A 21,731-nucleotide genomic window follows, 5' to 3' on the forward strand; every position below is an offset into this window, starting at 1 on the left:
TAAGAGATACTTGAACATCATGATAGGAGAGTAGGCACGACGTCCGAAGTCAGGTTGATAATTCTTTTCCAGCTCATCATAAATAAAGCTAAAATCACAGAGTTCCGTTAGCTGCCGTAAAAAATGAGTTTTAGGAACAACAATATCATACAGAGTAGAATAGGGACTAACATCTAAAGTCAACTGATTATCAAGCATATCATCACCTCAACTTTAGTATAGCAAAAAAAGCCATCAAACGATGACTTTTTCAGTGGGCTCCCAATCTAATTCTCTCTCGGTGTTAGCTATAAGTCAACCCACTACAGTTGACAAAGAGCCAATAAAATCTAAAAAACGACTCAATAACTTTCTTATCCTGTTAGGCTTGTCCGAACTTAAAAACTAGACAGGAGACGTAATTGAACGACCACCTGAAAAATATTTTTCGCTAAAAGCATTGATATGCTTGACAAGTGGTAGAAAAGAGCCTAAAAATCTAGGTAAATCAAGTTGAATCATACCTGGATAATCTATCGTTTATTCTAAACGTGCAATTCTATACTCATTATTAATTTCAACTGCTATAGTTCCTTCTTCTGCTAATAAATAGACTTCTCCGTAATCCCAAACTTCTCTTTTTTCATCAGAACTAGATCCAGAGTAATCGATTTTATTCAGTTCTGATTTAGGAATTTCTTTTCCCGTATCCAAAATAAATGTTTTTGAATCTGCTATTACTCCTAGAAATTCTTTTAGTTCATCATCTGATACTATCTCTGATGAAACACGAAACTTCTTATTCTTAAATTTGACTATCCTACAATCAGATGAATCAATTGCAAGTTGCCCACCTACTGAATCGTTCTTGAATCTTTCTATGCTCAGCATTTCATTATTAGATTTCAAATCCGAACTCAAAGAAACCTTATAATAAGAACCATTTACAGAGATAGCTAGGCCGTCGCTAAGATTATAGAGCCCGCTATATGCTAAGGAAACAGTATCTTTGTTACTTTTACTAATAACTTTCTGGGTCTCTTTGTATCAATTACTAAAGTTTTTAAAAATCCTTCCTTCACAGTACCTAGGTCATTTTCATCAACGATGTGATTCGTAATTGTATAGTTATTTCCCTTATAAGTAAATTCATTAAATGAATGATTATGAAATTTTATTGACTTATGGAATTTTTTTGACTGATATAATTCTAGTGACTTATTGTAGATAGAATTACATGCAATCAAGTCAAAAATTCCAAAAAGAACAACTAGACAAAATAAAACTTTCTTCATATCTACCCGACCTCCTTTGTAACATCATCAAATAGTAAAACTGCACTTTTCCAATTCGAATTGACTTTTAAACTGTTTAAATCAATCATTGTTAACAGAATGCCAATTACCCCATCTAAAAAACCAAGGTTATCTTTTGCTTTTATGCTTTCAAATTCTGCAGTAGTATTAAAACCATATGTCAGTTCTTCTCTGAAATCACTTAATAACTTCCCCTTAAGAAATCTTATGCATTCATCAAAATCATTTGTTTTAAAAATTTTTTTAAAGAGTAAGCAAATCTCTATAGTTCCACAAAATCCGTGACACAAAATAGACTGCTCTAAACCATTACTTCTCCTAATTGAGGCCTTCAAGATGTTACAAGCTTTAGATTTAAGTTTTTTATCTTCTAGAGCTAAACTAGAATACAAATATAGTAAACTAATCCCTGGGCTACCATAGCACCACGCATCTCGAATAAGTTCATAATGTAAATTGTTTTTTTCTGTTTTCCTTAGTTCAATTGTACTTAACCCCTCTTTCCACATGTGATTTTTCAACTCATGTTTTTCGTAGATTGTTATAATTTTTTTGATTGCTGCAATAGATTTTTCATCAAAATAGCCTTTTAATTTTGAATAAGATAACATCACACCAACGCCAGCAAGGCCGTGTGCCAAACCAAAATTAAGACATCCTAATGGATAAAGCTTGGATTCCGTATCAGACATTTGATTATTGGATTCTACATAAAAGCCTGTTGAAGTAGAATTTTTTAGTGAAAACTCAGATAAGAAATTGATAATTCTGTTTATTACATAATCATTTTTCCCCTGCTCCTGTGCTAAAAGATAAACCAACACTCCAGATACCCCTTCAATGATGTCATAATCTGTAGGGGAAATTTGCTTAATATCTATATTTTCAATCTTATTTAATGTATAGTACTTAATGTAATTATTAAAACTAATCAATAAGTTATAGTATTCTGGATGTTCTTCAACTAAATGAAGTAAGCTAATTCCAATTCCAGAAACTCCTGAAAATAAAGAATCAGATAAAACACCATAACTTTTCATTTGTTTAGCCATAAAATTAATATACTCATCAGTTCTAATTGAATATTTTCTACCATTTCTTACATATTCTTTTAAATTTTAAACTTATTTATAACGGCTAGATTACAGAAATACAACAATATAATAAAACCAATTAAGTATGTTATAATCATAAAAATTTTATTTCCTCCAAATTCCAGTATAAGATTAACTGGTAAAGCGATAGGCAGCCAGTAACTATCTAGAAATACTTTGTTTGTTGCAAATATAATAAACAAACATTCGATAAAAGAAATTACTAAATTTCCTGCCTTTCCCATGATAAGACTAAGTAACATATGAAAATGGTTAAGTAATATTAATAGTAACCAGCTAATCACACCAACATAAGCATAATAGGAAAGTCTATCAAAATCAAATCCTACTACTATCCAAACTGGAATACCCAGTAAAACCATTAGTAAGTCTGTCGCAATAAGTTTCATTCCCCAAATGATTGCCCTATTTTTTTCACTATTTATATTTTGAAAAGAATTTGCTTTTTCCTCTTGTTCATGAAGTAAAATAGAGAAAATTGATGCTAATATACAATATCCTAACATAGGTAAAAAAATGATATTTTCAATTAAAACTGAATTACTAGTAAAGTGTAAATAAAGAGGAATTGTGAATAGTTGGATAATTGCTAACACCAAAATAAGATTTAAAGCAAAAGACCCCTTCCACTTAAGTAATTCGCTTTTTAGAATTTTGTTCATTTGTTATCCTCCACTTCAATAAGCTCAGGAAGCTCATAAAAACCAAAATCGATAGAACTAATGATATTAAAATTGTCGTCATTCCAATCCCACTAGCTGATACATCTAAATCTCCTGATGGTTTCAAGTGCAAAAAAGCATAAGCAATTTTATAGTGATAAGTATAAGGAAATATAAACCAAATCGATGTCTGAGCTATCAGAGGAGCAACCAATAAGCAAATAAGGGAATTTGCAGCTAATAAGAGATAGGGATTTAACCATTTTGATAGAAAATATAACAGTGGCAATGTCCAAGCAGAAGAAAAGCCAATAAGTAATAAACAAGCAAAATCTTTACCAATATTTACTGAAATCATACCTGGGAAAAGACATGAGGTACCGTAAAATATTATTGTAAAAATAATAGTTGAAATCAAAACATCCTTCAGCTTTAATAGTATCTTGGCTAAATAAATAGTAAATGTATGTCTACCTAAACTAATATTTTGAAATGAACCTGCATTCTCTTCTGCGCTATAGTCTACTAAAAATAACAATCCAAGAAGAGTAAATAGGAAAGTTCCTTCCCACCAATAAATTGAGAAACTTTCTAGATTAATGGGACCCGCTAGTATGAAAGCTATAAATATTGCTAAAAATGGTATAAAGATTAGTAGCTTTTTATCAGAGCTGGACTTTTGTTTAAGCCACTCAGATTTAAAAATATTAGTCATCTCATTCACCCCCGTGGACAATTCTAAAGAATAGGTTTTCTAAGTCATTTGAATCTTTATTGACATCATCATAAAAGATCTCACCTTGATTCAATATAACTATTTTATCTGCAACTTTGCTAACTTCACTTAATTGATGGCTTGATAGAAGGATAGTCATTCCTGATTTTTTTAATTCCCTAATTAAATTTAGCAATTCTTTTATTCCGTCTGGGTCTAAACCATTGGTCGGCTCGTCTAAAATTAATAAATAAGGATTTGTGATAATTGCCATTCCTAAACCAAGTCGCTGCTTCATTCCCAATGAAAAGTGCCCAGCTTTCTTTTTACCAGTATTATCTAAACCAACCAATCGAAGCACTTCCTGAATCCTTTCGTCTGAGATACCATAAAGCAATGCACGTGTTTTTAGATTATCAAATGCAGAAAGATTCAAATAGATAGCAGGAGATTCAATCAATGCCCCAATATCAAATCTATTACTCTCTCCAACCTTTCTGTGCCTTCTATTAAAGATTACCTCTCCACTATCAGCACTTTCCAAGCCAAACATGATTTTCATAATAGTAGATTTTCCCGCACCATTTACCCCTAAGAGACCACAAATAGTACCTTCTTCTATCATGAAAGAAACACCTTTTAAAACTTCTTTGTCTTTATAACTTTTTCTTAAATTTTGAATGGTAACTTCCATTTTTTCTACCTCCATTTCTTTGTTTATAAGTAGTATAGAAAAATTTTTTCAGTATTTGTTCAGAAAAAAGAGGTAGTACTACTTTTTAGTTGCTACCTCTGAAATATTTTTGATTAATAAAGTAACCTGTGCACCACCTTTTTGTGGATTTGAAAGTACTAATTCACCTTGATGTCTCATAGCTATTTTTTGAGCAAATGAAAGTCCAATTCCGTAATGTTTATCGCTTCTTCCTTTATTTTCTGTATAAAAGAGTTTCCCCCCATCCTTTAGAGCTTCTTCCGTAAATGGTAAACCACTATTCCAAATTTCAAAACTTATAAAATTGGACCTCTCAGATGATATAGAAAGAATCACCTTGCCCTCTTCCGAGCAATACCTAGCCGCATTAGATAGGATATTTAGCAAAGCTCTATCTAAATTAAGACGATTTCCTTTAATCATTTGAATATCTGCTGTATTAACTATTTGAAAATCAATTTGTTTTGAGAACATAATATCTCGACATTCTAATGATAGTTCATCAAGAAATTCTGATAAATCAATGTTTTCCTGATAATCTTTATCTTCAATTAGTAACCTTGAGTAATTAACCATTGAATTAAAATACTTTTCAAATATACCAACACTATGATTCATTGATGCCATAAATTCTAATTGTTTTTCATCTAAATCAGTCATTTCAAGCAACTCAATATTCCCCTTTAAAACAGTTAATGGGGTTTTAATATCATGTGCTAATGCAGCAACTTGAAATGACAAATCCTCTTTATCTTTCTTCTCCATTTCTAATAACTTTGTCAATTCTTCATCTTTTTGGTAAAGTGTCAGTAAAATATTATTAAATTCTAGCATTTCAGTTTCCTTGCGCTCAATAGCCATCCCTGGTATTCCCATATTAAGAGATATTTTTTCAATTAAACGAAAGTTCTTTGTAAATTCTTTTAAAAGCTTTATGACAGAGATAGAAATGAATAGCAATTCTAGCCCTATAAGAAACAAATAAGAGACTAAATTATAAGAAACATGTCGAAAGTTTGGATTTACAAATTCAGGAATTGTTGGTCTTCTAATAACCAAAGCAAAATTTGAATTCTCATATTCTGTATACAATATAGAACCTTTGCTGACCGAATTTCCAGTGTCAAAAACTTCCTTATAATGTTGCAAATCTTTTTTTTGATATTTTCCAGAGACTAGTTCACCAGTTTCACTATCAAATAATACATAATCAAAGACAGTATGTTCTATCTGATTCTTAATGCTGTTAGTGGTTCTATTATCACTAATTGAAATATGATAGTCTGTTCCATACGTATTCAGCTGACCTGCAAAAATCAGAGCATAGCTCAATACAAGTAACAAAATAAGGTTTACAATCGTGCCAGTTACTATTTCAACAACTGTCCTTACAATTCTCTTATTAATTGAATACCTTTTCATCATTCCATTTATATCCCATTCCCCTCACTGTTTTAATGGGATTAATCCCATACCGAGAAAATTTGGCACGAATTTGATAAACATATTCCGAAATTGAATGAAATAACGCATCCGCTTCATCATCATAAACATGTCCGTAAATATCCTCTCTTGTAAAAACTTTTCTCGTTTTACTAGATAAGAGCTCTAAAATACTATATTCCCTGCTAGTAAGAGGAATTGGCTCACTATTAACACACACCACTTTTTCTTGAAGGTAAAATGTTATCGGTAGTAGTTCTCGGATGACAGGCTCATTCAATTTTGCTAGTTTATGTCGATCTTCGCGTTTTAAATGGGCAGCCACTTTAGCAACTAATTGGTTAACACTAAACGGTTTTGCTATATAGTCATCGCCACCTAGATTCAATCCTGATACAATATCATCTTCAGTATCTTTGGCACTTACAAAAATAATTGGAGATGATACTGAATCACGAATGCATTTACAAATTTGTAAACCATCAATATTAGGCATCATAACATCAAGGAGTATTAAATCAAAGCCTTTAAAATCATTAATTTCAATAGGAAATTTAATCTCCTGATAAGTCGTTACATTATAGTTTTTCATCTCGAAAATAGTTCGCATTAACTTTAAAATTTCATAATCATCATCCACAACTAATATTTTGTACATGCTATCACCTCAATATACCTATTCCTTTTTATTTTACACTATCATTGAACAAAATTCGTGATATTTAGCAATCTAATCTGTTCACCATTACCATTGTTACTTAACCAGCAATTATCATACAGTAATTTAGTCGCTACATCCGGTTGATCTTTCAAATTATACTTTTCTATAATTAATCCCAAAGCCGCTGAAACCTTAGGAGTTGAAATTGATGTCCCGTATGCATAAGTATACTTTCCCTCAAGGGTTGGAACAATAATCCATTCTTTTTCATATGATCTTTCAGCCACCCATTTTTCGTATCCTATTTTAGAAAGCTCTTGACTTCCACCTCCTGTTGCATAGATATCTATATTATCTTTTCCTTGATTTGAAAAACTAGACACAAGATCATTATCATCCACTGAACCAACTGTAACAACATTATCTAATTCAGCTGGAATGTCTTGCACTATTCCGTCAACCTGACTATAATCCTTCCCTCTTAAATTTCCAAGATAATTTTTTAGTTCAACTTGATTTTGTAAATCCATCCCTTCATCTCCTACCGAAGCAACAACAATTGAACCTTGATTATGAGCATAATTAATTGCTCGTTGGTAGATATTAATCAGGGCTGTATTATCGTCTTCATCACTGGAATCTTTTAGTAAATATTCTCCTAAACTAAGATTAATAACATCAACATCATCTTTTGCCGCTTGAACAAGTGCTTTCAAAATCCATTGGTCTTGGGCATTCCCCTCATCAAAAACACGATACATTCGTATCTTCATTCCAGGCGCAATACCTAGGTATTGACCATTTGATGAGATTTGTCCAACAACAGATGTTCCGTGACCAGTTTTGTCTAAAATATTTTGTTCGTCAAGAGCACCTGTTTCTAAATCGGTAGTAAAATTCTGAACAGAGATGATATTTGAATATATTTCTGGATTGTCATATGTAACACCAGAATCAATGACACCAATTGTTGCTTCACCAGAAGATTTATGGTTAAACTTGCTTCCAGTACTAATACTCTTTTGCATATCCCATTGATGTGCCCAAAAATCCACATTAGAATTTGTAATGACATTCTCCCCGTACAAATAGGTAATATTAGGTTTGACAGTCATGATATTGTCTTCAAGTATATCGTCAATCAAATCATTATTTTCTTTTTTTACTTCTTCTTTACTTTTTTCAGTAGTAACAGTAAAAAAATTTATTTCAGGAATAGTATCAATAACTTTTATACCTTGTTTATCAAACTCTCGTTTAACTATGTCAATTGATACCGATTCTTTTAATAACACATTATACTTAGAATTTACCTCAGTAACAGCTTCAACTCTATCTACTAAAATAAAAAACGAAAATAACACAAGAACCGATAAAAAAATTCTTTTTCTCATGGTATTATACTCTCCTTTTACGTTTTTGTTTTAAATGATATCACATAATTTTCAGATTTTGTTCAGATCTAAAAAATCTATGTACCTATATTTCCTCACTACATTTCATATGGTTAGTTCCCCTATAAAAATATTGCCACAATGAGAAATATTAAACTGAAAAAGTGGTGACTTCATCGGCAAAATTTGTACATAGAAGTGCTGCCTTTTCAACCGCACGATACTTATTACCACCAAACACTTTATAAATACTATCTAGTTCATGTACTCTATTCAATTTTGTGATTATTTCTATTTATGGTAGCCTTACTAAGAATGATCAAAAAAATAAGTTGATAAAAAATGAGTTTGGGTTACTTTCCAAACTCATCTTTTATTTCAAACTCCATCCACCGTCGATTTTGACGATTTCGCCCTGCATGGAAGCCAGTTTTCCCGAAGCTAGCATGAGAGTCAATTCGGCAATTTCAGCTGGATCTGTCCAACGACCAATAGGCGTTTCTTGAGCAACCCAATCAGCCAAGCCTCCAGGTTTAAAATCTGCCGCCGTCATTGCAGTTTTCACCGCGCCGGGCGCAATTCCAAAAATCTGAATGCCATCTTTGGCATAATCCAAAGCCAGTTGACGGGTAAAGCCAGCCAGGGCATGTTTTGAGGAGGTGTAAGCAGCACCACCGCCACCAGCCATAAAGCTGGCAATAGAGCACATATTAATGATAATCCCTGATTTTTTTTCGACCATTTTTTTCAAATAGTGTCGGGTTAGGGTAACCGTTGCAAAAAAATTAGTCTCCATAACCACTTGTAACTCCTCTTCAGAAGTATCTAGCAAGGGCTTGTAATCATCTAAGATTCCAGCGGTGTTACATAGGATATCCACTTGTGGAACATGCTCGTAAAGCGCAGCCAGATTACCTCTCAAGTCCATTTGGAAAAACTGAAAATTATGATGAGATAAGTCAGGCTTTGCTGACTTATCGACACCATAAACCGCGTAGCCCTTTTCCAAAAAAAGATCCACTTGAGCTTGACCAATCCCTGATGCTGCACCTGTGACAAGAACGGTTTTAGTCATGTACTTCAATCCAATCTTCAGCAAGAACATCACAAGTCGTCGGACTCCACATGCTAAAGCCTTCTCCGTCACCAGTCACATTGATGAGAAAATAAGGCGTCGCTTCTAGTTTTTGACCGTTCACCTCAAGCGTATCAAAGAGTTGCACATAGTTTTCAGCACCTCCCCAACCGCTACGAACATATTTTTTCTTTGCTTTTAGTCCTGGTAAAATCTCTTCAAATGTCATGTTTTTTCTCCTTATAATAAACTAATGATATTCTATCATAATTTCCACGTAAGGTTATCATTCTTTGTGCTGACATAGTATCTATGTCATGAATTTCTGTGCCTTCTATGGTAAGATATGAATGCTAAATAAGCTATAACAGCTAGAAGGAGGGTGCACAATGACTTTGAAACATAGACTATTAGACAGGCTTCCCCACAAACAAATCGGAAAAATACTATTTATTGCAAGTACCTTTCTATTAATCTCTCTTGCAATTTCTTTAACCCTCCTATATTCAAAAAACAATATCCAAGGCACTTGGTCCAGTCCCTATATCAGTCAAACGTTAGAAAGAAATATTAATCAAAATCTATCTGACTGGACACATGATCATCAAGCCAACGATTACATCACCGAAATTTCAGCAACCATTAACATATCCAACGCGCAGGGGCATTTTATGGTCACGTGTAAAATCGACCGTAAAGCCTTGGCTAAAAAACTAGCCCAAGGTAGCAATGAAAATCAGAATATAAGTGATTGGTATCAATTTGTCGATCAGCAACTTGCTAAAAATGTAACGTCACTAAATGGTACTTATGACCCACAAGCAGCCCAGTTAACCATACCACTCTTCCAAACTCATCTTGATCCTCTATTTCATAACATGTCAATTACCAAGGTCAGCGCGCCTAAAGTAACAAAACATAAATTTAAAAAGGGAGATAGCTTCACTTATAAAGTCGTTGACAATGGTCGACAATTGGTTTTTAGCTCCAAGCACCATGAACACAATATTATTTTTAATAAAGACTAAAAGGCTGAGGAAACTTCAGCCTTTTAAAAATGCTAAATAAATTGCTCACAATCAATGAAAATCACAATCAGATCAGTCGACACCGATACAGATAGAACTGAAGCCCACCAAATCAGCAAGGTCTAAATTTGATTTTCAAAGCGTTTCAAATACCTTATCACTTACCAGACTCTTTGATAGTCCTATAGCTTATCACATAAAAAATCAACATTCCTAAAACTAACGCGCAAACAGGTATCCAAATGGACCACAATTCGCCACTAAGAATTCGCATGGCTATTAATTTCTTAATAATACCTAATAGTAAAAATGCTAAAATCGGAAAGACTGAAGCTCTGATTACGCTTTTCTTAACGAATAAAACGAGCATCACTATACCTGTCACGATGGCAAATAGCCAATCAACTGCTTCTGGAAATTTAAGATAAATTCCCTTGTCTCCAATCATATCAGGCAAGCTGAAAACAACATTAAAGAGTATAATTGCTGCAACAACAGCCAAGCCAATAAGCACCTTAGACTGCTTCTCATTGAAAAGAAATTTTGGTAACACTGTAAACACAATCCAGCAAATCAGTAAAGCATTGATACAAGACGCCATGAACATAAACAATTCCAATTGAAAGTGACCTGTCTTAGAAAATAAAACAAGAATTTCAATACCAAATAAGACAAATACCGCACTAAAATAAATGCTTGCTATTTCCTTAATGGTGACTTTTGGAGCATTCTCTAAAAGCTGATCCGCCATTTCCTTAGAATCAGTTCCAAAAAAGTCAAGCGCAGATAAACCATCTCTTTCTGCCACTCTAAGATCACTAGCCATAGCATAAAGCTGTTCCAAAATGAATTTTTCATCTTTAAAGAAGGATTTTAAGATCATGTACCCTTGAATAGTCTCAAAATAATCTTTATTTTCAGGTTTCAAGCTATCTATAATGCCATTAGTTTTATCTCTTAATATCTGTTTATCATTTTTCATCATGTGCTCCTTTCTGAAGCTGTCCCACTTTCTCTACAAGACTAGACCACTCCTGCCAAAAGTCTATCAAATAACTTTCTCCGTCTCGTGTAATGGTAAAATACTTACGGTCCGGTCCATCTGACGAGGGCTTTATCCGACCTCTGATATAGCCTTTTTTTTCCAACTTTTGAAGGAGTGGGTAAACTGTTCCGCCAACCATGTTTTCAAAGCCCGATTGCCTCAACTTTTGTACTAATTCATAGCCGTAAATTTCTTTTTGAGCAATGATTTCTAAGACACAGCCTTCCAGAACCCCTTTTAATAACTGCGTTTCTCTCACATTATCCCCCCTCTCTTATGTATATCATCTGGAACAACTCCTAATAAGATAACCAAAACTTACGATTGCCACAGGCAAACAAACACCCCACAATTGAGTGACGACACTCTAGTTTGTTTTACATACTAGCTTACAAATTTAGTATAACTCATTTCAACTAGTTTGTAAAGCATAATAGTTCCCGATAAAAACGAAAAAGACAATCGCAGATGACTTCAACTAAGCCACATACGATTGCCTCTATACATCGCCTCATCAGGACAATGTATTACNTCATAACGCATAACAAACTTTACGATTATGCTTCGACCCAAAATCATTAAAGTCGTTGATGCTATATCATTGTAACACCTTATNCAAAAAATAACAAAATAAGGTGTTGTTTTCGTGTACACTTTTTGACGCTAATTAGAGCAGAAAAATAAGACAATAGCTAAATCCAAGCTATTGTCTTAAAAAATTTTTCGATTAAAAGCTTGATAAGCTTGACAAATGGTAGAAAAAAGATTGAGTTTACTATCAGTCTTTAAGTTTTTATCTCCCCAAGAGTTTTTTTATACTATCAATAACTTTTTTCTTGAGAGGATTTGGATAATACCTAAAGGTTCCCATTTTGCGAACGATGTAGCCATTGAAATTCTGTTTGAAACGAAGAACACCATCACTACCATCAAATACCCCTTGAATACCTAGGAAATTATAAGTTGGAATTCCACGTTTAATAGCTTCCAACATGACATGTTCTTGCAGAGCTACGGGAGCGTAAAATTTATTAAATTCGGTATAAGAACCACTGAAAAGATAAATCGCCTCACGCACCGTATAGACAAAGAGACTACCAGCCATAACCACATCTTCTGATCCATGTTCTGCAATCAAATCTTTAGCTTCTAAAATCCGCTTTTCAAAAGTCTCAGCTTGTGCCTGATACTCTTTTTTCATATTTTGGTATTTTCGAGAATCAGGATTAGTAGTTAATTTGTCTTCTAAATCTGCTAACTTAGCTGATAAATTTCCTAAATCTTTTTGAAGATTTGCCAAATAATCTTGGAAATTAATTTCTGCCACCATGAATTCGCAATTATCACCGAAAGCATCATAAAAATCTTCGTAATAGTCCAACGGCTTATCCGAATACTCACGGCGCTCAGATGTTGACGATGTAATCTCCTTGAAAATAGAGAGCTCTGAACGCTCTAACTGACGTAATTTAGTGCCAAAGGAGGCTGCTTTATTGGCTAACGGTTTTCCCTTCTTAGAAAAAGATTTACGTAAATTCTGCGCCGTAAGCCCTTCTAAACTTTTAACGTATAACCAATCTGGTTCACCACTAGAATAGCCTGTCTGCAAACCATCATGGCTAAATCCTAGACCTGTCAAAGTTTCTAGCAAATCCTTACGCTCTTCTCCAGCAGGCTCACCATCACTGGTAAATTCCTGATAGGTGTCATAAGGTTTGATAATCAATTCCAGCGCACCATTTTTCCTAGCAAAGTCTTGTAATTCTTTGTAAAATTCTTTCAAATACGACCAATCATTACTTGCAGGTCCTGTATTCATCTCCATGTGCAGACCGCCAGCCATAGCTTTGCTGTATAAAATTCCTGCGACTTGAATACCTCCGTCAGCTTCAAATCCCATAAAACGGATCGAAAAACCACGCTTACTAAGTAGCTCTGCCATTTCCAAAGACTGCGTAAACGAAATCTCTGAAAAATGCGATAGGGCATCGCCATATTGTTCTTTACTTAATTCTACTAACACCATCTTAAATCCTTTTCTAGAATGCTTCTCTATCATTATAACAAAAATGGGACTAGGACAGAACTTTTAATCAGCTGTAAAAATACTTTCCAATCACACAGATCTTACAAAAGATTTTGCCATTTATCAAAATCAAAGAAAATGTGACAAAAAGGCGACATCTTCTTCATTTTCGAAGATCGAGCTTAGACATTTAATGACAGTAATCCTCATTTTCCTTTATCCGTTCACAGACCCCCTACAAGAGATAAAACCACAAACGAGGTATAGTGAATCCAAAGCGATTGTAATGGAAAGCCTCCCATGCTACATGCTATCATCACCGTTACAGTCTTTTGAATTAACTTTAATACACCCTCACTTTCGACTTACCCTATTCATACTCAATGAAAATCAAAAGCAGACTAGGCGACACAGATAGCCGATAGAACTTAAGTTCATCACATCAAGTCAACAAGATCTGAATTTGATTTTCAAAGAGTATCAAGTACTGCCCGCATCTCAGTTCCTTGTCTGAAAGCTAATTCATTTGACTATATCATCCATCCATATTATTGTTTTTCTGTTGGAATTATCACGCATTTTGCAACGACTAGCAAACCGGTCTTCGTACCAAAAAAATAAGAGGTATCTCCTCTTATTTTTCATTTATTAGCCAATCACACTACCATTTGGCACACTTTCATCAACAGTTAAAACAGTCAATTTGTCGTCGTGTTCTGCTGAGAGAATCATGCCTTGACTGATGTATTTTTTCATCATTTTACGCGGTTTTAGATTGGCAACAATTTGCAACTTCTTACCAACAAGTTCTTGTTCATTTGGGTAGAATTTAGCGATACCAGAAAGGATTTGACGGTCTTCACCATCTCCAGCATCCAAGCGGAAGCGAAGCAACTTATCAGATCCTTCTACTTTTTCTACTTCCTTCACTTCAGCAACACGGATTTCAACCGCATCAAAGGTGTCGAATTTAATGTCATCCTTTTGAGATTTGAGTTCCACTTCTTCTGGAATCCATTCTTTGTCTTCTGTAGATTTGCCAGTATTCATTTGATCCTTAATGTAGTTAATTTCAACTTCCATATCAAGACGTGGGAAGATTGGTGTCCCTTTTGCAATAACTTGAGCACCACTTGGCAATCCTGAAAATTCAAGATTTTCAAGATCAAAAGCATCTCCCAAACCAAGTTGTTGCATGATAGCATTTGATGTTTGCATCATGAATGGTTGGATGAGGTGAGCAACAACACGTAAGCTAGCTGCTAAATGTGCCATAACTGCTGCCAAATGCTCCTTGTCACCGTCTTCTTTAGCCAAGAGCCAAGGTGCTGTTTCGTCAATGTATTTATTGGTGCGAGAGATAATATTCCAAATGGCTTCCAAGGCTCTTGGATAATCCACTGCGTCCATATTTTGGTGATAGAGTTTGATATTTTCAGCTACAAGGTCAGCCAAATCAGCATCAAATTCTGTCACATCTGCCTTGTAGGCAGGAATTTGTCCACCGAAGTATTTGTTAATCATGGCAACCGTACGGTTAAGCAGGTTACCCAAGTCATTTGCCAGTTCATAGTTGATACGCCCAACATAATCTTCTGGTGTAAACGTTCCATCAGACCCAACAGGGAGGCTGCGCATGAGGTAGTAGCGCAACGAATCAAGACCAAAACGTTCTACTAGCATTTCTGGATAGACCACATTGCCTTTTGATTTAGACATTTTACCGTCTTGCATGACAAACCAACCGTGAGCTACTAAACGATTTGGCAATGGCAATTCAAGCGCCATAAGAATGATTGGCCAGTAAATCGAGTGGAAACGCAAAATATCCTTACCAACCATGTGGTTAACCTCTGGATTTACTGTAAATTCCCAAGTCTTACCTGACTCATCCGTCCATGATTTAGTAACAGTATCTGCTAACCAGAATTTATCAAAGTTCGCTGAATTAACTTGTCCATAACCAAGGGCTGTTGCATAATTGAGAAGCGCATCAATCCAAACGTAGACAACGTGCTTAGGATTGGAAGGCACTTGAACACCCCAAGTAAAGGTTGTACGCGAAACAGCTAAATCTTCCAAACCAGGTTCGATAAAGTTTTTTAGCATTTCATTCATGCGAACATTGGGACTGATAAAATCAGGATTAGCCTTGTAGAAAGCAACCAGTTTATCAGCGTATTTGCTAAGTTTGAAGAAATAAGATTCCTCAGAAACCAGCTCTACTTCATGCCCAGACGGCGCCACACCACCGATGACATTACCTTCATCATCACGGTAAACTTCGGCTAACTGGCTCTCTGTAAAGAATTCCTCATCAGAAACAGAATACCATCCTTGGTATTCCCCAAGGTAAATATCCCCTTGCTCTAAAAGCCGTTCAAAAACTTTCGCTACCACTTCTTCATGGTAATCGTCAGTCGTCCGAATGAATTTATCATATGAAATATCAAGCAACTGCCACAATTCCTTAACGTCAACAGCCATACCATCAACATAGTCTTGTGGTGTAATACCTGCTTCTTCTGCTTTTGTTTGAATTTTTTGCCCATGTTCATCAAGGCCTGTTAAGTAAAAAGTGTCATAATTCATCATGCGTTTATAACGTGCTAAAACGTCACAAGCGATGGTTGTATAAGCAGAACCAATATGCAATTTCCCAGACGGGTAATAGATTGGGGTTGTAATATAAAATGATTTGGTCATTATTCAATATCCTTTCCGTGCAAATGAAACACGACTATAGTAACACTTGATTATAGCATATTTTCATATCGGATTTCAAAAGGATGAGAAAAATTCCATACCGACTCAAAATCTGTAGGTGCTAGAGGCTTAATACTAACTAACTCTTTCAACAAAGTTCTGGGAAAGATAAAAACAAATTAACGATAAATAGCGATATTTTTACAAGGCTTAAAAGAAATATACTAATTTTAACCCCCGAAAATTTTGGGGATTTAGTCCTCTCCCATAACCATATCTTCCTTGAAGAATAAGTCTTGACCATTTGCCTGGTCTCTTTTATAAAACCAATAGCAAGTAAGAGTAGGTAGACACACTATTATGAGTATTAGAACTAGCAAACTTTCACCACTAAAAGTTACAAAAAGAACGACAGGCAAAACATAATAAAGAGAATAAAATATGATGTTAGCAGTAATGATCCGTTCAACTCATTTTTCCTCTATTTCACGGTCTTCCCTGCAATTGCCAAAAGACAGTTTCCAAACCAAGATAAAGAAGGAATCAATAAAGAATCCAACTCAAACACAATCGTGAATGCACAAACGCCTACAAGGCTATAATATCCCAATAGACTCTGGGGCTAAGATGTTCTCCATTCCCGCCGAGCGATCCTACCATATGGCTAATAAAAAGTAATTATCTTCCGATTGCATGAATAGCCAGCTAATTGAAAAAGATGCCAACATTACAAGCTAGGCAACCTTTTTCAAATAAAGATCCTATCAAAAACTAAGAGAGTAGGTGGCTACTAAGAATTAGCAAATAATATCTGAATGTTATGATAACACCTATTCCTGAACCATTGCTGATTCTTTAGGATTTATTTCAACACGATTAAGATAGTTATCCTTTCCAAGCTCCCCTTTAAAGGTATCACCAACTGCTAAGAAAGGCAATTTATCTAGGGTTTTGCTAGAAGCCTTAATTTTATAGATATTACCATCTGACGACACGTAATAAACCGTTGTTCCTGAGATGATTTGGCTCGCTAAATTGTCCACCTGACCTGAGATAATTTTTACTTTCTTGCCAGTATTTCCAATAGACGCAAGTTGATCTGTGTCAACCTCCGTAAATTGCGATAAAAGGCTGACCATATCATTATTGACTGTCACTTGTTGATAGTCTTCAGCATCCACTAAAGCATAGGATTTAACCAAACCAGCATCGTCCTTGAGAGATACTAAATAGAAAGCTTTTCCATCAAGCTTAACTAAAGTTGGTGCTGTCGCCTGATATTTTTTCTCCTGTACTTCACCTTCAGAAGAGGCTTGAGCGGCTGACTCCGTCGCAGAAGCCAACTTGTAGTTAGTCACTTGGCGCGTGCGCATATTGACCAAAATAAAACCTAGATTTGATGAATCAGCTGTCACGGAAGTAATACCCGTATAAAGGTAAATATCACCATCAATAGCGATATAGTTGTACAAATCAGTCGTTTTCTTAACGCCTGTCTGACTAAATAAGGTATTGAGATAACCATCCTGATAAGTATAATGGTCATCAACACGCATCATGACATTTTCAGCTGAATAAACCCTATCAACCCATTTAGGAATATCTTTTAGTTCATAAAAACGACTCTTACCAGTTACTGCATCCATAAGTACAGCACCAGTAGGATCTTGTGAAGTCAGACCAAATCTAGGTTTGAAAGTCGTCGCTACGTAATAAGGATGTCCCTCATCATTAACTTCAAATGATGGATCTGAAAAAATTTTCGTTGGAAACTGTAATCTTAAATGACGCTTGGTATCCCTAAAAAGAAATTCCGAGTCTGAGTAGTGCATACTCTCATCTAAACGAACCAACTGCGCCTTACCAGTGGTCTGGTTGACCTTAACATAGTAATCAATCCCTTCTTTTCGGTTAGACAACCACTTCCAAAAACTCTTGTATTCCAGAGGTGAGACACGAAACGGCTGATTACCAATAGTAATCTGACGGTAGGCATCTGAAATCCCAAACTGAGACACCTTATCAATAGTCCCAAGATAAGTATCTCCAATTTTCTTAGCAGATTTACGATCCAAAAGAGCCAAGGTTGACAAATCTGTCTCAGGAAAATCTTTTTCAAAAGAAGCATTTTTAACAGAAATCACATTAGCATAACTTTTAGCCCTAAAAACACGTGACTGTGTTATATTTAAAAAGAAAATCCCAACAAAGATACCAATACTCCCAATCAAAAGCCATTTAAATGCTTTAGGCATCGGAGTTGTTGCCAATCGAATGCCTCCTTTAAATGATTTTTGACCGATTTTTCCTCCTTTCAGCCAGTCACCTTTGGGTAGCTTAGAAAGATAAGCCAAAGCAATGGCTAACCAAGCACCTAATATAAAAAATACCCAAAAGGCTTGGCTAAAAATTGACAAGGGCGGTAAATAAAACCAATACCAAATTGCCATAAACAATAGCCAAAATAAACCTAATATCTTCTTTTGCATCGCACAACCTCCCAAATCTAGTCTTTTGAATTAACTTTGATACATTGTCACTTTCAACTTGCCGTACTCAAGTACTGACCGCGTCTCAATTCCTTGTCTGAAAGTTAATTCATTTGACTATAGAATTGAGTAAATTATATCACAAAATCACTCTAAGTATGCGATTTCACTGTTATCTTACAGATTGTCACCGGCAAACCCTCACCATTAAAAGACTATAAAAAAACAAGTCCTCAGAGAGAACTTGAAAAACTTATAATTTTTTTAAAATATTTCGTGGATTATAATGAGGACCTTTTTTTACACCTATCATCAAATAAGCATTTAAAAAAAGGAGAGGAACTAAACTAAAAATCAAAGATAGTTCCCCAAATCGATCACTTAGGAATGTTGCGCACACAGCGCCCAATGAAAAAGTAACTAGGATAAATAAAATATTACGTCCATCTTTTCTGACTTTGGTATCTTTTTCAATAAAGCCTTTAACCCAATAATAGGCAGCATTTTTAATATTACCAGTCATCATGACCGTTGCAAATGGTGTCCCACGAATAGACTTAAACGTATCAACTTGTAAGGACATAAAAAGCGCTAGGATTCCAACAATAATATAGGGATGAAATAACTTTAATCCCAATACAGCAATCAAACCTAAGCACGTCAACGTTAAACTCGAAAACAAATGCCAATGAAAACGATTTTTAAGAACCCAAGATTTGAAAAAATAAGTTAGAGCCTGTCCAGCCATAAAAACAATAATGGGAATTAAAAATTTAATCGCTTCAAGCAAGCGACCTTCTGCTAGCCTAATCCCCATCATTAAAAGATTTCCAGTTTGAACACCAGCAAAACGACCGCCCTGAGTCAGGTAAGTAAAGGCATTGATAAAACCACTAATAAAGGTCACTAAAAAAGCACAAAACATGCTTTCATAAATATGATAAGATTTCTGTCGAAACATCGTTCCACTCATTCTCTAAGGTAAGGAGGATATGGGATTCGAACCCACGCACGCTTTTACACGCCTGACAGTTTTCGAAACTGTTCCCTTCAGCCTGACTTGGGTAATCCTCCATCAAGATTTAAGACCACAATCATCTTCAAATTCAAATAGAAAAAAGACAATTACTTACTCCTAATAGTTTTACCAAAAGTCTGTCTATTCGTCAATACGTAAAACACCAAGTTCCCACCAGATTCAAAACTGATTTATCCAGTCACTAATCTAATCACAATTTATCTCCATCAACAGTAATACTGGCTCAGGATTTTCAACACCTTCAAGGAATGAGGCACGATGAGTTTATAATGAAAAGAACGGCTGTTTTCGTGACGGGGAAATGTATCACTAACAAATATAACAAAAGACTTCTTTTAAAATGACTTATTGAGCTATGTTTTCTAAACCAAACACCTTTACAAAATCTACAGGCTCTTCAGCCTTAGCTGCTTTAAAACGCTTAGATGTCTACCAATTGTATTTGTTATCAAGATTTTCAAATGATAAACAAATTTTGATTCCAATGTAGATGCTTTTTAAGAACTTTAAGATTAAATTGAATGATATTTTTATAGTTTCAAGTATTTATTTTCACAAGAAAAAAACCACTTCTCGCTATGCCAGACCATTTTTGTTATAATAAAAAAATCGAAGATTAATAGTGAACATTGCTAAGTTACTTAATAGTGAATCCTAGTAATCAAAGCAACTATTCATTTTCACTAAGAAAAAGCAATTTATTTATAGAAAAGGATCCCCTTCATGAAACTGATTTCCTGGAATATCGATTCACTCAATGCTGCCTTAACCAGTGACTCAAACCGAGCACTTCTCTCTCGAGCTGTTATTGAAACACTCGTCAAAGAAGATGCCGACATCATTGCGATTCAAGAAACTAAATTATCCGCAAAAGGTCCTACCAAAAAACATTTAGAGATTTTACTTAGTTATTTTCCTAATTACCATAATATTTGGCGTTCCTCAGAAGAACCTGCTCGCAAAGGATACGCTGGAACGATGTTTCTTTATAAAAACAATCTGAATCCAATCGTAAGTTTCCCTCACATCGGTGCACCAACTACAATGGATGTTGAAGGTCGCATTATTACGCTTGAATTCGATGACTTTTTTGTAACACAAGTCTATACACCCAATGCTGGTGATGGCTTGAAACGTCTAGATGACCGACAGATCTGGGACGAAAAATATGCCGAGTATCTAGCAGAGCTGGACAAACAAAAACCCGTTCTCGCAGCAGGTGACTATAATGTTGCTCATAAAGAAATTGACCTTGCAAACCCTGCTTCAAACCGGCGCTCTCCTGGCTTTACAGATGAAGAACGTCAAGGCTTTACCAATCTCCTCAACCGTGGATTTACAGATACCTTCCGCCATATCCATGGCGATATTCCTAACGTCTATAGCTGGTGGGCCCAGCGCAGTAAAACAAGTAAAATCAACAACACAGGTTGGAGAATTGACTACTGGTTGACATCAAACCGACTCGCTGATAAAGTAACCAAATCAGAAATGATTTCTTCCGGCGATCGACAAGATCACACACCAATCGTTTTAGAAATTGAGTTATAAACAAACAAACGGCTGTTAAATGCCGTTTTTGTTATAGCAAAATAAAGAGAAATAACTGAACCAAGCAAGCATTTTCAAGAACTTAAACCCCTATTTTGGGAAACTACTGGTTCTAACAAAGCTGCCTATCTGAAAAACAACTTTTCATTTTATGACACTCAAACACCTAACACTCAACAAAAATAGACGCATCTAGACACTATAAAACTAGCTCTATCCTCTTAATCAATTAAACGAATTAAAACAAGCATAAAAAATAAATCCTATGCTTCCTATCATAGACCCATCCAGTACACTAATCTGTGCCATGAGGGCTTGACATCTTTAGCTATTAGCACTCTCCTTACTTTCGTACTACAAAAAGGTAAGCATCAAATATTTTAGACGCTTAATGAAGTGATTGAAAAAAGTACATATAGTCTTTCAAAACTTGGCTTGTTTTGGCTTAATACCCTCTGAAAATCAAATTCAAACCTTGTTGACTTGATGTGATGACCCTCCAATCTATCTGTCGACGTCAACTAGTCTCATTTTACTTTTCATTGAATATGAAATCAATTGTGCATAAAAATTGCATCAGCATCTATTTTGGGTTTCTGTTTAGTACAAAAGCAAACCTATGTATGCATGTTATCAAAGCCGACAAAAATCGAAACAAATCACAGGGAACTTCTACGACTGACAGGGAAGAATCTCAAGGAGAACCCTACTATTTTACCTGTGACTCGTTCATAGACTAAAAAACATCTGTCACCTTAACTACTCTCTCTAT

At 35.1% G+C, this 21,731-nt stretch carries 20 protein-coding genes, 1 tRNA gene and 1 pseudogene; 3 read left to right on the plus strand and 19 right to left on the minus strand.

Features of this window, described 5'->3' with window-relative positions:
- The 12 genes from A3IA_RS11835 to A3IA_RS0104400 form a co-directional block, all read right to left on the minus strand.
- Positions 1–198 (minus strand): transposase (locus tag A3IA_RS11835; RefSeq protein WP_018380130.1); only part of this gene is annotated, 198 nt, incomplete at its 3' end.
- Between the two features lie 321 nt (positions 199–519).
- Positions 520–888, minus strand: coding sequence for a NisI/SpaI family lantibiotic immunity lipoprotein (locus tag A3IA_RS13410; protein WP_244862330.1), 369 nt, complete (start codon positions 886–888; stop codon positions 520–522).
- An 83-nt stretch (positions 889–971) separates the two neighbouring features.
- Positions 972–1,274: a NisI/SpaI family lantibiotic immunity lipoprotein gene (locus tag A3IA_RS13415; protein ID WP_018380132.1), complete on the minus strand. Its 303-nt coding sequence runs from the start codon at positions 1,272–1,274 to the stop codon at positions 972–974.
- Between the two features lie 2 nt (positions 1,275–1,276).
- Positions 1,277–2,347, minus strand: coding sequence for a lanthionine synthetase C family protein (locus A3IA_RS11845; protein ID WP_018380133.1), 1,071 nt, complete (start codon positions 2,345–2,347; stop codon positions 1,277–1,279).
- Between the two features lie 59 nt (positions 2,348–2,406).
- Positions 2,407–3,072 carry an ABC-2 family transporter permease gene (locus A3IA_RS0104365; RefSeq protein ID WP_018380134.1) on the minus strand — a complete coding sequence of 222 codons (666 nt, stop codon included), beginning with the start codon at positions 3,070–3,072 and terminating at the stop codon, positions 2,407–2,409.
- Positions 3,041–3,787, minus strand: a complete 747-nt coding sequence (locus A3IA_RS0104370) for a lantibiotic immunity ABC transporter MutE/EpiE family permease subunit (protein WP_018380135.1) — start codon at positions 3,785–3,787, stop codon at positions 3,041–3,043. The genes A3IA_RS0104365 and A3IA_RS0104370 overlap by 32 nt, the downstream gene beginning before the upstream one ends.
- 1 nt (position 3,788) lies before the next feature.
- Positions 3,789–4,481, minus strand: coding sequence for an ABC transporter ATP-binding protein (locus A3IA_RS0104375; RefSeq protein ID WP_018380136.1), 693 nt, complete (start codon positions 4,479–4,481; stop codon positions 3,789–3,791).
- Positions 4,482–4,559: 78 nt separating this feature from the next.
- Complete coding sequence (locus tag A3IA_RS0104380) at positions 4,560–5,927, minus strand: sensor histidine kinase (protein ID WP_018380137.1); 1,368 nt, start codon at positions 5,925–5,927, stop codon at positions 4,560–4,562.
- Complete coding sequence (locus A3IA_RS0104385; protein ID WP_018380138.1) at positions 5,905–6,603, minus strand: response regulator transcription factor; 699 nt, start codon at positions 6,601–6,603, stop codon at positions 5,905–5,907. The genes A3IA_RS0104380 and A3IA_RS0104385 overlap by 23 nt, the downstream gene beginning before the upstream one ends.
- 41 nt (positions 6,604–6,644) lie before the next feature.
- Complete coding sequence (locus tag A3IA_RS0104390) at positions 6,645–8,000, minus strand: S8 family peptidase (protein ID WP_018380139.1); 1,356 nt, start codon at positions 7,998–8,000, stop codon at positions 6,645–6,647.
- Positions 8,001–8,373: 373 nt separating this feature from the next.
- Positions 8,374–9,075 carry a 3-oxoacyl-ACP reductase gene (locus A3IA_RS0104395; RefSeq protein ID WP_018380140.1) on the minus strand — a complete coding sequence of 234 codons (702 nt, stop codon included), beginning with the start codon at positions 9,073–9,075 and terminating at the stop codon, positions 8,374–8,376.
- Positions 9,068–9,304: a DUF2829 domain-containing protein gene (locus A3IA_RS0104400; protein ID WP_018380141.1), complete on the minus strand. Its 237-nt coding sequence runs from the start codon at positions 9,302–9,304 to the stop codon at positions 9,068–9,070. The genes A3IA_RS0104395 and A3IA_RS0104400 overlap by 8 nt, the downstream gene beginning before the upstream one ends.
- A gap of 160 nt (positions 9,305–9,464) precedes the next feature.
- Here A3IA_RS0104400 and A3IA_RS0104405 point away from each other — a divergent pair, with 160 nt between their 5' ends.
- Positions 9,465–10,103, plus strand: coding sequence for a hypothetical protein (locus A3IA_RS0104405; RefSeq protein WP_018380142.1), 639 nt, complete (start codon positions 9,465–9,467; stop codon positions 10,101–10,103).
- A gap of 157 nt (positions 10,104–10,260) precedes the next feature.
- Here the strand turns inward: A3IA_RS0104405 and A3IA_RS0104410 are convergent, their stop codons facing one another.
- On the minus strand, positions 10,261–11,085 hold the full coding sequence (locus tag A3IA_RS0104410; protein ID WP_018380143.1) for a hypothetical protein: 825 nt from the start codon (positions 11,083–11,085) through the stop codon (positions 10,261–10,263).
- Positions 11,075–11,407, minus strand: coding sequence for a PadR family transcriptional regulator (locus A3IA_RS0104415; RefSeq protein WP_018380144.1), 333 nt, complete (start codon positions 11,405–11,407; stop codon positions 11,075–11,077). Before A3IA_RS0104415 ends, A3IA_RS0104410 begins: the two co-directional genes overlap by 11 nt.
- 188 nt (positions 11,408–11,595) lie before the next feature.
- Between A3IA_RS0104415 and A3IA_RS12965 the strand changes: the two are divergent.
- Positions 11,596–11,730, plus strand: a pseudogene (locus A3IA_RS12965) (IS110 family transposase); the annotation flags it as partial.
- 211 nt (positions 11,731–11,941) lie between these two features.
- Here the strand turns inward: A3IA_RS12965 and A3IA_RS0104420 are convergent.
- From A3IA_RS0104420 to A3IA_RS0104440, 5 genes are all read right to left on the minus strand, one after another.
- A complete protein-coding gene (locus A3IA_RS0104420; RefSeq protein WP_018380145.1) occupies positions 11,942–13,174 on the minus strand; it encodes an aminoacyltransferase in 1,233 nt (410 codons plus the stop codon).
- Positions 13,175–13,822: 648 nt separating this feature from the next.
- Positions 13,823–15,880: a methionine--tRNA ligase gene (gene metG, locus A3IA_RS0104425; RefSeq protein WP_018380146.1), complete on the minus strand. Its 2,058-nt coding sequence runs from the start codon at positions 15,878–15,880 to the stop codon at positions 13,823–13,825.
- Between the two features lie 830 nt (positions 15,881–16,710).
- The gene (locus tag A3IA_RS0104430; RefSeq protein WP_018380147.1) at positions 16,711–18,369 is read right to left on the minus strand and encodes a hypothetical protein; all 1,659 of its coding nucleotides are present in this window, start codon (positions 18,367–18,369) and stop codon (positions 16,711–16,713) included.
- 253 nt (positions 18,370–18,622) lie between these two features.
- Positions 18,623–19,330 carry a YoaK family protein gene (locus A3IA_RS0104435; protein WP_018380148.1) on the minus strand — a complete coding sequence of 236 codons (708 nt, stop codon included), beginning with the start codon at positions 19,328–19,330 and terminating at the stop codon, positions 18,623–18,625.
- Between the two features lie 23 nt (positions 19,331–19,353).
- Positions 19,354–19,443, minus strand: a tRNA-Ser gene (locus A3IA_RS0104440).
- A gap of 688 nt (positions 19,444–20,131) precedes the next feature.
- Between A3IA_RS0104440 and A3IA_RS0104450 the strand changes: the two genes are divergently transcribed.
- Entirely contained in the window at positions 20,132–20,959 is an 828-nt protein-coding gene (locus tag A3IA_RS0104450) for an exodeoxyribonuclease III (RefSeq protein WP_018380150.1), read from the plus strand.
- Positions 20,960–21,731: the final 772 nt, after the last annotated feature.

Origin of the sequence: Streptococcus thoraltensis DSM 12221, from assembly GCF_000380145.1 — a bacterium.
Taxonomy (GTDB): Bacteria; Bacillota; Bacilli; order Lactobacillales; family Streptococcaceae; genus Streptococcus; species Streptococcus thoraltensis.